We start from the raw sequence: 13,542 nt of genomic DNA, 5'->3' as shown, positions 1-13,542 counted from the left end.
TTTTTTAATTATTGCTATTCTATTGATTAATAAAACAAAAAAAAGAGCTTATGTCACATGAAAATCAACTTCCCTACTTTCTTAACACTGTTTCGCGTTATATTAATACCTTTTTTTGTGCTAGCTTTTTACCTTTTTCCTCATGATTGGTCTGGTTTTTTTTCAGCATTAATATTTTTAATCGCTGCCGTTACTGATGTGTTAGATGGATATCTTGCTCGTCGTTTAGGACAAACGACAAAATTTGGTGCTTTTCTTGATCCTGTTGCCGATAAAATTATGGTCACTATCGCTTTGGTACTTATTACCCAATATTATCAAGCTTGGTGGATCTCAATTCCGGCAATCATTATCGTTTCCAGAGAAATTATTATATCCGCTTTACGTGAGTGGATGGCTGAAATTGGTAAACGCAATAACGTTGCCGTCTCATCGATAGGTAAAATCAAGACCATTGCCCAAATGACCGCACTAACCTGGCTACTTTGGCGTCCATGCGATCTTGTCATCTATGCGGGGCTGGCAGCGCTTTTCTTTGCTACAGTTCTAACTTTATTGTCCATGTTCCAATATTTATGGATAGCACAAAGTGATTTGTTAGATGAAGAATAATTTATCGGAAAGTCGATAATCGTTAATTGTAGTGTAATTTTGTTATCTTCTGTAAGTTCACAAAATTACACTTTTCAATCCCCAAAAACTCAATATTAAACCAACAATAAGCTAAACATTGAGCAATTAAACAATTAATCCAAAATTTATGTTGACTGAAATCTCAAGATAGGTAAAATGCACTGCATTCAAAGCGAATTACCTTACGTAATAAGTTTTGAGCCCGGGTGGTGAAATCGGTAGACACAAGGGATTTAAAATCCCTCGGCCTTTTTGGCCGTGCGAGTTCAAGTCTCGCCCCGGGCACCATTTAAAACACTTCTCTTATGCGGGAATAGCTCAGTTGGTAGAGCGCAACCTTGCCAAGGTTGAGGTCGCGAGTTCGAACCTCGTTTCCCGCTCCAATATCGCGTTTAAAAACTTCTCTATACATCTTTTATTCATTAAGAAATCGAGCGGTTTACGTTTTATCTGTCCGTATAGGTTTTTATTAATATCGATACATTTAAGATAAAATGAATTGTTACTTGTATGAGTATCTGTTCTGTTCCTTTATTACCCAGTAATAATTCTCTATCTATTGCTGGGTTGTTTATGTTGTTTATTTTAAGGTAATAATCATTTTATTATTGAATCGTATCATCAAGTTCATGGCTGATGCAGTCTGAACTCTTTAATGATAAATGATAATTTTCAACACAATAGTTGTTAATACGCCCCTTTCATGCGGTTTGATGATTTGGAAAACGGAATCTAAAAAACAAACTTTAAACATTTAAAGATGGTAACGGTCTTTAGTTATTAGTCGATACTAATTGAAGTCGTTAGCATTTACGTTATTATTGGCTAAAAAACAACAAATGATTTGTTTTATTGAATATTCTAAAATAATTTCAAAAAAGGTATATATTAAAGTTTTTGACATACGGCAGAAACTTTTACAAGGAATTGATCCTCAAAACTTAACAAGTCAGACAGGCAGGATAAGCTAAAAACTGGGACAACATATAGCACAATTCCGTATAACTAACGCCTCACTATGCTTCGTTATCGAATCCTACGCAGGTCATACCTGTGTAAGATTGGCACGAAGGAAGGAAAAAAGTAAATTTATCTAGATATAGCCTTTTTTATGCAAACATATACTCATTTTTTTCTGAGCTTCTTTACGATTATTTTCTAAATAATCTACAAGAGAATCTGGATATGAAGAATTTTTAGAAAAAACATCAAACTGAATTTGTAAGCATTCGAAATAATATATTTTATCAAGTTTTATTAAATATAAAAACGCTAAATCACCCTTCTTAAGTTTTGTTGATTTTAATTTTGTTTCTACATTAACCAATTGATTGTTTGTAATATTGTCTAGAAGGACTTTTATCTTTTTTTTATCTTTTTTAAGATCCATATAATATTGATCAATAATAAAATTATCTTCAAGACTATCCCAACTTAGTACAATATCATCTCCAAACTCGATATTGAATATATTTTCATTGTTCTTTTTAGTATCTAAAGTTATCATTCCACCATTAATAGTAAATTCATGTGCAGTCTTGTTTTCACTACACCCAATAAAAAACATACATATACAAGAAATTAAAATTAAATTTTTCATATTATTAATAATTAAGTTTTCTCTAAAAAATGGGATTTTATTTGCAATGTTTTCATCCATTTCGGTAAAATGATTAAAAGCGCTATCTTACAAATAACAAATTATGATACCGTTGTTTAACGCTTTTATCTATTCTGATGCCGGATGAGATTTAGGTAAATCGTACAACAAATCACATGTTACACCTAGTGGTGCCAAAATTGTAGCAATATCTCTCCTAATGGGTCATCATAAATAACATATTCTAAATAACATCAAACTAAAAATACCGTTTTTGCATTCTTTACATTAGATTTGATAGTGAATATGATGTAAGTCATAATAGAAGATAGAACAATCATTTTTATATGGATAATTTTCAAAAAATACTGAAAAATTAGATTGAAGTCTTCTATAAAACGTCTAAAAACAACAAATAAAACCACTCTAAAACAGATAATCGAAAGCAGTAATAATTAAGCGCTTTTGCAAAATATATAAGGTTTTAGATTTAAAAAGTCGATTCTCAATCTATTATTCTGAGAAACGGCTATATTTATAAGAGTAATTTCAACTATTTAAAAAAAAATTAATGTATAAATTTAATAAAGCAATAGAAGAATTATTAATTTAATGAATAATAAAATTTACGTACTATCGTAGATGTTTTTTAAATGGATGCTAGATAAAAAAGGATAATTTATGGACAAAAATGCTCAATTTTTTGCTGGTTATTGGCGAAATTCTTTAGTCGATGCTGTTTTTGCCAAAGGTGGCTTAGATAGCAAGGACATTGAGCAGTTTATCACATGTGATTCAATTGTATGGGAAAAAGGTCAAATTAGTGATGAGTTAACTAAAAAACTTTTTCAAGATGAGTCAAAGGATTGCAGAACTATTGAGATTGTATTAAGACCCCGAATTTATCGAAATAGAACTGAACATGCTTATGCCAAAAAAGATATCCCCGAATATGTTGTACCAATAGCGACCAATGCATTGTTGGCGAGAAATGGCCGACTATATCCCCTTAGGAATCATACTATCATATCCCGCGACATTTTAGAGCCGCTGGTAAAAGGATCCTTTTCAATAGGTTCAGTAGATAGTCTTGATAGTTATTTAACATCCAATATTGTGTCTGGTATTGGCTATCAAGAAGATGAGCAAGGTAATTGTGAACTAACCGATGAGAAATATGCTGTTGCTTGGAATACCTATTTAAAACATTGTGATTCACTACTAAAAGCCATTGCTCAAAATTGGCTTGAAAGCGATAATACTTTTGAGTTGTTGAATTATGGTTACATTATCAAGAAAGATATTGTCAAAAATGCAGCAATGCATATAGTTTCATTATATGATCAATTGCGTCAATCTACTGATGACATCCCTCTTTTTAGCAAATTAGCCTCAAAACAGGCAACCATAAAACAACCTTGTTTAGCTAGCAATAGTCTTTTTTCAAAACGTTTGGCTCATTCAGGCGATAAATTTCCTTTAGCTGATGCACAACGAGATGCACTGAATCATTTATTAAATACAGTAAATGGTGAAATTTTAGCTGTGAATGGTCCACCAGGAACAGGAAAAACAACAATGCTACTTTCTGTAGTGGCTTCATTATGGGCAAAACATGCATTAGATGAAAGTGAACCTCCGGTCATCGTAGCTGCTTCCACCAATAATCAAGCTGTTACCAACATCATCGATGCTTTTGGAAAAGACTTTTCTAAAGGGGAAGGATTATTTGCAGCGAGATGGTTACCGGACATTGCTAGCTTTGGCGCCTATTACCCTTCTCGAAGTAAAGCTGATAAAGTTGAAAATATATATCAGACCGAATCGTTCTTCACTCATATTGAAACTCCTCAATACTATGATAGGGCAAAACAGCACTATATCAATTGCGCTCTAAAAGCTTTTCCTGAGTTAAATGCAAAAGATTGTTCTATCAAAGATATCATTAATAAACTCCACCGAACTTTAAAAATAGAAGTTGATAAATTAGAACAAATAGAAAAATCATGGCTAAACTTATCTAACATACGCCAAACAATACAACAGCTTTATGGTGAGCCTATAACACAAACTAAAGCTAAATATGAACAACTTTTGCAAACTGAACAAGAAACAAAAACTAACTGGCAAAATGTAGAAACATCTTGGCAGGAATATCTTGCTAATGAAAGCATATGGTATTCACTATTTTCATGGATACCACCAGTAGCTCAAAAACGGTTATTAAAAGCCAAGCTTTTTCTTAAAAAAATATGGCCTGCCGAACAAACACAACGGCAATGGCAAACGATAAGCAGCATTTCTCTGTTTGTTGAAGGTAAAATTGACTCTCAAGAGCTGATAATACAAAAAAATAAAAAAGTTATAAAAGAGATAGATGATTTTTGGTTGAAGTTGGAAAAGTCTCTGTATGATTGGAATGTTGCATTACAGCCTTTAGGTATAACTGATAAAAACCAAGAAATAACATTAACCCAGGTTGACAGTATTGCAGATCTTCAAATTCGTTTTAAAGTATTCTTACTGACAACTCATTATTGGGAAGGTCGTTGGTTAATGGATATGGAAGAACTGCTTCCAGACTTAGAAAAGTGGAGAAGAAAAAATGGTTATATTCCTACTAAGAAGCGTTGGCATTTGCGAATGAAGATCACCCCTTGTATTGTCTCTACCTTTTTTATGTTACCGGATAAATTTATCTACACTGGGGCCGAATATAAAAAGAATTACTTATATAATTTTGCTGATTTACTTATCGTGGACGAAGCTGGGCAAGTTTTACCTGAGGTGGCCGGAGCATCATTTTCTTTAAGTAAAAAAGCATTGGTTATTGGCGATACATTCCAAATTGAGCCTATTTGGTCAATCCCACCTAAAGTCGATATCGGTAATATGCAAAGCGCTAAAGTTATTTGTAGTGCAGATATTGAAAAAGAATATGAATTTCTTAAACATTTAGGAAAAACGGCCTCCTCCGGTAGTGTGATGAGAATTGCTCAACAAGCTTCAAAATATCACTATGATCAAGATATGGAGCCGGGAATGTTTTTGTATGAGCATCGCCGCTGTTATGATGAAATCATTGGTTTTTGCAATGAATTAGTCTATAAAGGCAAACTCAAACCAATGCGGGGAAGCGCATCTGGAAAGGCAACCTTTCCAGCATTAGGTTACTTACATATTGATGGTATCGGCCAAAAGGTCAGTTCCGGAAGCCGTATCAATAAGCTTGAAGCGACTGTCATTGCCAAATGGCTTACAGAAAATAAAGAGATATTAGAAAACCAATACAAGGAGCCAATAAATAAAATTGTTGGTATTGTTACCCCTTTTGGTGCTCAAGTAGCAGAAATAAAAAGAGTAATTAGGGAATCAAGATGCAGTATCAACATTGATGATGAAGAAGATTCATTAACTGTCGGTACAATTCATTCCCTACAAGGAGCAGAAAGAAAGCTCATTATCTTTTCACCTGTTTATTCAAAACATGCCAATGGCGATTTCATTGATGATAAACCAAGCATGTTGAATGTGGCGATTTCACGAGCAAAGGATAGCTTTTTAGTTTTTGGTGATATGGATATATTCGACCCCATTTCAAAAACACCGAGAGGTATTCTGGCCAAATACTTGTTCGCCAATGAAGATAATGAATTGTCTTTTAAATATATCGCTAGGGAAGATTTAACTAATTCAAGTAATGTAGATTATCTGGTTCTTAATGGTGCAAAAGAACATGATGCATTTCTCCAAAATTCTATTAAAAATGCTGAAAAAGAGATACTTATTGTCTCACCATGGGTTAGATTAGCGGCTATTAAAAGCACCAATATATTAAATATCATGGAAATAGCTGTAAAAAAAGGCGTCAAAGTTTCTGTCTATACAGATAAACAACTAAATTTCTCTTACTGTAATAATGAAAAACGAGAAGAACTAAAAAAAGAACTGTCTAACATTATGACAGAGTTTAAAAATAAAGGTATCGAAGCTAAATATGTTAACAATGTACATAGTAAATTGTTGATTAAAGACAATGATCTGTTGTGTGTAGGTTCATTTAACTGGCTTGGCGCTCAAAGAAAAGGTAAATATGTAAGACATGAAACGTCTATCGTTTATCAAGGTAAAAGTAATAATATTGACAATGAAATTAAACTTCTCAAGGGTAGCTTTGAAAGTCGTTTTTTTACAACAACTGAATAATATTTGCATTAGAAATGATAATCAATGATAAAAAAACAATGGTGGTAGGCAATATTTTTTAATATAAGAATTATTTACAAATGGAAGCAAAATAGATATTGAATCTTTGCAATCTATCTTGCTCGCCTCCATGAAGAAAAGAAACTCTACAAAGTAGATATTGAGAAGTAAATCTTTGCATATATGGCACAGCTTCTTGCTGTTATTAGAATGGGTTAAATCCAATCTGATTAACAGCAGGAATGATTGTAGTTAAATTAGCTAATCGATCAGGTTAAAAATTACTTACGCCAATAGATCGAGTTTTACCTGCTGAATGATGCGCTTACGCACGATGAACATTACCGTAAAAAAGTGGAAATAATCGAAGAAAATGTAACATCACTAATAAATTCTTTTAATTCATTATATTTATCTGTATTTTCTTTCTTCAGTTTTTTAATGGCATCCTTTTCGTTTTCAGCTTGAATCTCAATATCCAATTTTTTATATACATTATTGTCTAATTTATTTGTATCCATTTCATTTTTATCAAGAATCACTAATTTTTCATCTTGTATGAAGAATAAAAATGTTCTCATATAATCACCATGTTAAATTTTGTTGCTTAGCAAATAAGAGTCGTTGTTTTACAAAATTCACCTATTGATAGTTTTTTTGTATATTTTAAATTGTTGGTTTAGTTCTTCTTTTGGTGTAGCGAATAATCTCTTCATATCATCAATTTCCCTCATACAAGCACGTTTTGACGCTTTATTTTTAAGAAGATCTTCATTCTCACGATCACTAACGACTCTTTTTTCACCAGGGTCTCGTTTATCGCTTCTTGTATAAAAATCAGTGATCTGTTTTAATCTTCTGGCATAGTATTCTTCTTTTTCTTGTTTTATTTTTTCAAAGAAGTTTAAATTCTCGGGTGTTATATAGGTTTTACGAATTTCAGTTTTATCTTCTTTTAATTTTAACCAAACTCCGTAATCGATATATCTTCGAGGATGACTTTCTTTCTCAAAAATTATATTATATCCAAGCTCACATCCATAATTAGAAAAATGAGTTATATACAGCAAATCCCCATTTTGTCTTATCCAAATCTCCTGCAGCCACTTCGGTACACCATACTTGGAGGTTTGCCCTACAAGGTGTAATACTTCATACGTTTTGCCTTTGAAGTAAGAACCCGAAGAAATCTCAATATTTGTCCTGTTTAACATCGAGTCTGGAATAGTTATATCCACTTTATCTTCATCAAGAGGGATTATTCTTCGATCTTTAAAGATTTCTATACTGTCAAAAAGATCAATCTTCTGCTCCTCACTTAGCAAGTCTTTTTCTAAAGGTTTATCATTTTCAAACCAAACACTTGTTTTTAAGACACTATTTTTGACCATGATTTTTTCAGAAGATGACTCAACAAATTTATCTGTTTCTATTTCAAGACTCAATGGCTCCATGAATGTAAATCTATCTTTATAATCAATTACTTTATTTATATCAATGATATTATAAAAAATTGGAATATATTTAACTGTATCAATTTTATTAGAATAAAAACTTTCAGTAGATGAATGAAAATCCGGATAATAAAGAAAAATACCTTTTAGAACATAGTGTTGTTTTTTATTTTGAACAGGTTTGGGAATATCAAAGTTTATGATCTGACTGTCTCTATTAACATGTAAATTTGTCGCAAATGCAAATCGATTTATCTTGTTATACACAGTTTCATCGCTCTCCCACTGCATAAATGTATGATAATTTTTTTCGTCAGTTTTTTTAATAACAGAACCCGTTTTATCCATTATAGGCTCATATACTGCAATGATTTTGATATTCTTTTGTGGAAAATTTTTTTTAAAATTCTCATTTTCTCTGCGAGTTAAAAAAGGATTGTAAAAATCATCAAGTTGAAAACTTACATGTAAAAGCTCATTAGAATCAGAGGAGTTTATTAACTTATAGTCAACAATACGAACACTTTTATCAGCACAGGAGCACATTAAAAAAATCCCTGATAATAAAAGCACCATTAAGCATAATATTTTTTTCATATAAATTATATCAATAAAACAATGTATGCCTACAAATTGTTAAAATAATGCTTTTCTAAAACAATATCTTTAATTTTCCATTTTGAAAATCAATCATTTATCAATTTATAAGAATCTCAAATGGTAAACTAAAATAACTATCCGGCATCAATATAACTTCACAAAATGCTTAATAATATATTTCATTAAATTCCATTTACACTTTTAATTTAACTGCGAAAAGTGTAGTCGTCAAGATTATGTTCTCAAGTCAATCTAAGGAATATCGAAACAATGCCTATTAAAATATCGAAAAACATAGCTCAATAAACATTTCAATATAAATCGTATAGTTAAATATCAAGCCGTCGACTCGTTAACCATTTTACTTTTTCCGGATCTCGATGATCAAAAAATTGACTTGTATTTGTATCAAGCGCTGCTATTTGTTGCATATCATTATCCGAAAGCTCAAAATCCCAGATATCTTGATTTTCAATTATACGCTCTTTACGCACAGATTTAGCCAAGCTTGCAATGCCTCTTTGTGCTAACCAACGCAATACCACTTGCCCTATTGTCTTACTATTAATACTCGGCGATGAGCTAATATGTAAAGATTTTATATAAGCCTAAAGGGCCTAAAGGGTAACTTTTCACCTTTCTATTACCCAAATACCAAAAATGGCTATGTCTTTTAATTTACCTACTATATGTAGGTATTTTTTATCAGATACACATTTATTGCGTTAATTTTTTCCATTTTCTGATTTTAGTCCGAAAACTTTTGAAGGGAGCAACCGAGTTGATGTGAATAAATCTTGCAACAGTCCAGCTTTCAGGATAAGGCTTAGTCCAATTCCTGCTATCTTTTATAAATAGTGTCTCCTCCGACAATGAACCAATCCAGCCAGTCCAAATATCGACCGCTTGTTCAAAGTGCTGTATAAGCTCTTTTAAAGATAATTCTTTATATGCTTGATAGAATGACTGATAAAGCTTACCTAATTGATTCCATTTGTAACCTTTGGCAGGTAAAATGGGAATCTCTCCCGAGAGTTCGGTATCATCCCATGACTTTACTAACGCTAACCAACCTAGTTGATAAGCAATCATTTGAGCCGGTGTTTTATCAACACCATCCACTAAATTATCTTTTTTATCTTCAGGGACCGTTTTAAACTCTTCAATAAATAACTCAGCCGTTTTATTGATTTCATCTAATAATTGCTTTTTGTCCTGATAGATCATAGTTAGTTCTCCGTTAACCCAATTAACTTAGCTATTGTATGTTATAAGTATCTTACCCATTAATCAAGTAAACCGATACTGTCAAATTAAGGAAGAACATAAACCAACAAACAATAATGATAATGTAGGTAAAACAATATGGACTAATGAAAATTTTTCATTAATCAGAATCAACCATGATTTGACTCATAATATTTTTATATCCGTGTGTGATGATGATTGCAGGAGTTTTTATAGGATAAAATCTAATCTAACAGAAAGCTGATATATCGCCAACTGTTAGATTAATATTAAATAAACCTTAAGTATTGTATCTAATTAGGGTATTTACTGACACTCAAAATTAGTCGGATTATTGGTATCTCCTTTTCCTTTATAAACTGTTTTTTGCGGATATGGGCATAATGGTCGTTGTAAAGTAATTTGATCTTTTTCTATTTTCTGGGCTGTAAGTGTTGTTGGCGGCTGTTTGTTTTCGACCCAATTTACCAGTGATTGAAAACCATTAATCTTATCTGCACCCTCCCCACCTTTACAATGATCAACACCTGGTGCCATGTAAAGTTTCAAAAATTCGTCTGTATCATTCTGTCCGCCCATTATTTTTAATACCCGATTGTAATAATGAATTGTTCCTTTCGGCGGTATCAACTTATCATCCCAACCGTGCCAAATAATCATTTTTCCGCCTAAATGCTTAAATTGGCTTAAATCAGCATTATCAGTACCGATAATGGGTCTATATAGATCGACTGAGTCATTAAAATAGTTTTCAAATCCTTTATAACCTAATTGTTTCCAATCAACAGTAGGATTTTGGTTGATCCAGTATTTCAGATAATCAACCGGAATAGGAAAAGGTGTACTTCCGGCTAAAGCATCCATTTGTGCAGTCGGCTCTATGCCATACCATAAAAATTGTCCTGTTTGAGTCGTTGGGCCTTGCCAAATTTTTCTTAATGCGACAATTTCATTATTATTTAATCCCTGCTGTTTTAAAAATTCATCAGTTATTTCAAGCGAGGCTGGATCGTCGATAATGCCGTCTTTAATCCCATCTTGTTCATCGGCTAAATTTATAATTGCTTGGCGTACTTTATCTAATTTCGCTGAATCAATTGGCTGCCCTAGCTCTTCTTGCATGACAATTTGTGGCCATAATTCTGAAGGAAGAAATTTATCCCATTGTATGGCCGGTGCGGTAATATATAATCCATTGTAATCAGCTGGAAATTTTTGTGCTTCCATTAACCCTTGACGACCGCCGGTTGAACAACCATTCCAATAAGAAAAACTTGGCATTTGACCATAATAGTTTTCAATAACCTGCTTGGCTTTAATTGTCATTTCATGCACACTACGATAAGCGAAATCGGCAATAGCATCTGCTTGTAGCTGGTTATTTTTGAATACAAAATTTCCCTCTAAAAGATTACCTTGATGTCCGGTGTCTGTTGCAACAGTTGCATAACCGTCCTTAACAGCTACAGCTAACTCATCAAAAGGAATAAAACCTGCATAACCGCCTCCTCCAATAGCTTGTAACCGATGATTCCACTGTGTCGGTAACCAAACTTCTATATTAATTTCCGGCTGAATGGCTAATTCCACTCGACAAAACTGTGGAAGCCCCGTTATCACGTTATTTTCTGCGCCCCTCAGCGTATCAGCTAATTTTGTTAAAGGCGTAAATCGCTCTTCAATAAGCTCACTTTTTATGACTTTAGCATTGTCAAATTTCATTTCCGTCAACGCATTACAACGCTCAACGATTGAATCGGGTGACACAGCTAAAGCTATATTACTGATTTGACTTAATAACGAAATAAATAACAGACTATATTTCATCATTCCCTATCCTCCTACTAATTTATGAAAAACCTTTTCAAGATGATTTCATATTAGTCTTTAACTATATTGCTGACAATAAAAATGCGCATAAACTATGCGCGACTTCAAATAATTAATTTAGTGAAGGAAATAAGGGGGAATTTATTAGTGATTGAAGTAATGCGATCATTATTATTATGAATTCAAGAAATAAAGAGAACAAGATAGTTACGAGCATTCACGAAAAAAATGACTGTTTCATGAATATAAATAATTATGTTGACTTGTTGATATGATAAATAAGGGATAAAGAATAACAGTTTAATCTGCTATAAATTTATTTGTAAATAAAGTATTTATTAACTTCAAACCAAGAAAGCAAAGAATAGTAATCTTTATTATTTACCCCTAAATTTAGAGTAGAGTTGCTGTTAAAATTGATTGTTCGTCAATTAAATAATAAACCTGAATAATAGAGCTTAATTGATGTTTAATATTTAATGAGTTATTTAAAGTAAACCTTAAAAGATTTTCATTTATTCCAATAAATCTGATATTTAAAAAACTAACTTCAATTTTCAACATAGAAAATAGCGCCTTATAAATGCTTTCTTTTGCAGAAAATAGTAATGTTAGAGCTACAGAAAAATGACATTTTAAAATTTTCTGGATATAATATATTTCCTTATCAGTTACTATGCGATTTGCAATTGATTCTGCTACTTTTGTAGGAATAACTGGTTCGATATCAATTCCAATACTTGAATAGAAAGTTTTGTTATTTTGAATAACACATGCAATGGCAATATTATCTGAATGGCTGATTGACCCAACAACATTCTTAGGCCATATAGGGCAACCTGTTTCGTCTGAAACGAGATTAAATGTTGTCTTTTTTAAACCATTTAGTGCCCAAGAGGCAACTATTCTACCAGCTAAATATTCTGCCTTTCTTTTTTTAGATATTTCATGTAATTTACTAATAGGAAAAATCTTGTATTTATTAAATAAGTCATCATTATAAAAATCTAGGAAAAAATGAGCATTATAAATACTTAAATAAGTTTTATGAGATGAAAAGAAAATACTTAAAGGATCATTCATGTTAATAAATTTATATGGAATCTCTTTCATATAATATCTAACATACGCAAGGGTAGTTTATTCCATTTTCAATAAGAATAAATGTCTCTTCAAGTATATCATAGAATGATGCACAATCTTTTTTCTCCTTCCAAGCATCGTAAGTTGCGCTATATAAAAATTCTAATAAAGTAGATAACATTGCAGGTCTTATGTCTTGCAAATAATTAACTCCCATTTTTTTTGCTATTAACTTGGTTAGAAGTTGTTTTTTGGATTGTAAAATTTCATTATTTTTTGCACGAATTGAAGGATGATTACGTATTAAATCCCTAAGTGTTTTAAAACGATTAGGATCTATACCATATGCTCCTTCTTCACAACATCTAGTAACATTAACTGACGCTTTTTTTAATGCAATCCAAATGGATTCATTTGCAGGTCGAGACTTCAATGCACTTATAATTTCATCATATTCAACTAATTCATAATCTATAATTACATCTTCTTTACACGAAAAATAGCGAAAAAAAGTCCTAGGTGATACTTCAGCAAGGTTTGCTATGTCATTCACTGTAGTATTATCAAATCCATGTTGTACAAATAACTTGTATGCAGCCTCAATTAGATCCTCTCGCATTTTTAATTTCTTTCTTTCCCGAAGAGAGCTGTTTATTTCTATCACTTATAAATACTCCATCAAAACCAAAGTTAGATATTCAATATTTTACGCCTAATCAACTAAATAAAAACATTGATAGTATAAGACTATAATTGACATGTAAGCAAATTTTTATATTTCGAATAATTATTCTTGTTATTTAACGATACTTTTCATATACTTATTTATGACACAGAGTGACAAATATCATTAAGGGACATTTTTCATTAAATGCCATTTTAGATATT

The 13,542-nt window shown here is 31.9% G+C and carries 9 protein-coding genes, 2 tRNA genes and 1 pseudogene; 4 read left to right on the top strand and 8 right to left on the bottom strand.

What is annotated here, in order from left to right; genetic code table 11:
• The first annotated feature begins 57 nt into the window (after nucleotides 1–57).
• From pgsA to J3U74_RS06040, 3 genes are all read left to right on the top strand, one after another.
• Nucleotides 58–612, top strand: a complete 555-nt coding sequence (pgsA, locus tag J3U74_RS06050; protein ID WP_220217359.1) for a CDP-diacylglycerol--glycerol-3-phosphate 3-phosphatidyltransferase — start codon at nucleotides 58–60, stop codon at nucleotides 610–612.
• 221 nt (nucleotides 613–833) lie between these two features.
• Nucleotides 834–921, top strand: a tRNA-Leu gene (locus J3U74_RS06045).
• A gap of 19 nt (nucleotides 922–940) precedes the next feature.
• Nucleotides 941–1,016, top strand: a tRNA-Gly gene (locus tag J3U74_RS06040).
• Between the two features lie 710 nt (nucleotides 1,017–1,726).
• Here J3U74_RS06040 and J3U74_RS06035 read toward each other — a convergent pair.
• Nucleotides 1,727–2,293, bottom strand: a complete 567-nt coding sequence (locus J3U74_RS06035; RefSeq protein ID WP_267329548.1) for a hypothetical protein — start codon at nucleotides 2,291–2,293, stop codon at nucleotides 1,727–1,729.
• A 621-nt stretch (nucleotides 2,294–2,914) separates the two neighbouring features.
• Between J3U74_RS06035 and J3U74_RS06030 the strand changes: the two genes are divergently transcribed.
• Complete coding sequence (locus tag J3U74_RS06030; protein ID WP_267329547.1) at nucleotides 2,915–6,439, top strand: AAA domain-containing protein; 3,525 nt, start codon at nucleotides 2,915–2,917, stop codon at nucleotides 6,437–6,439.
• A gap of 341 nt (nucleotides 6,440–6,780) precedes the next feature.
• On the opposite strand, the gene J3U74_RS06025 is transcribed toward J3U74_RS06030, so the two are convergent.
• From J3U74_RS06025 to J3U74_RS05995, 7 genes and pseudogenes are all read right to left on the bottom strand, one after another.
• The gene (locus J3U74_RS06025; protein ID WP_267329546.1) at nucleotides 6,781–7,020 is read right to left on the bottom strand and encodes a hypothetical protein; all 240 of its coding nucleotides are present in this window, start codon (nucleotides 7,018–7,020) and stop codon (nucleotides 6,781–6,783) included.
• Between the two features lie 57 nt (nucleotides 7,021–7,077).
• Nucleotides 7,078–8,490, bottom strand: coding sequence for a hypothetical protein (locus J3U74_RS06020; protein WP_267329545.1), 1,413 nt, complete (start codon nucleotides 8,488–8,490; stop codon nucleotides 7,078–7,080).
• A gap of 332 nt (nucleotides 8,491–8,822) precedes the next feature.
• A pseudogene (locus J3U74_RS06015) lies at nucleotides 8,823–9,053 on the bottom strand (aldo/keto reductase); the annotation flags it as partial.
• A gap of 157 nt (nucleotides 9,054–9,210) precedes the next feature.
• Nucleotides 9,211–9,720 (bottom strand): ClbS/DfsB family four-helix bundle protein, encoded by a 510-nt coding sequence (locus tag J3U74_RS06010; RefSeq protein ID WP_267329543.1) that lies wholly within the window; start codon nucleotides 9,718–9,720, stop codon nucleotides 9,211–9,213.
• A 327-nt stretch (nucleotides 9,721–10,047) separates the two neighbouring features.
• The gene (locus J3U74_RS06005; RefSeq protein WP_267329542.1) at nucleotides 10,048–11,571 is read right to left on the bottom strand and encodes a tannase/feruloyl esterase family alpha/beta hydrolase; all 1,524 of its coding nucleotides are present in this window, start codon (nucleotides 11,569–11,571) and stop codon (nucleotides 10,048–10,050) included.
• A 393-nt stretch (nucleotides 11,572–11,964) separates the two neighbouring features.
• Nucleotides 11,965–12,684, bottom strand: a complete 720-nt coding sequence (locus tag J3U74_RS06000) for a 4'-phosphopantetheinyl transferase family protein (RefSeq protein WP_267329541.1) — start codon at nucleotides 12,682–12,684, stop codon at nucleotides 11,965–11,967.
• A 7-nt stretch (nucleotides 12,685–12,691) separates the two neighbouring features.
• A complete protein-coding gene (locus J3U74_RS05995) occupies nucleotides 12,692–13,318 on the bottom strand; it encodes a TetR/AcrR family transcriptional regulator (protein ID WP_267329540.1) in 627 nt (208 codons plus the stop codon).
• Nucleotides 13,319–13,542 lie beyond the last annotated feature (224 nt).

Origin of the sequence: Gilliamella sp. B3892, from assembly GCF_026536305.1 — a bacterium.
Taxonomy (GTDB): Bacteria; Pseudomonadota; Gammaproteobacteria; order Enterobacterales; family Orbaceae; genus Gilliamella.
Note: the sequence above shows the minus strand (reverse complement) of the source record. Positions and strands in the feature narration are given on the sequence as shown.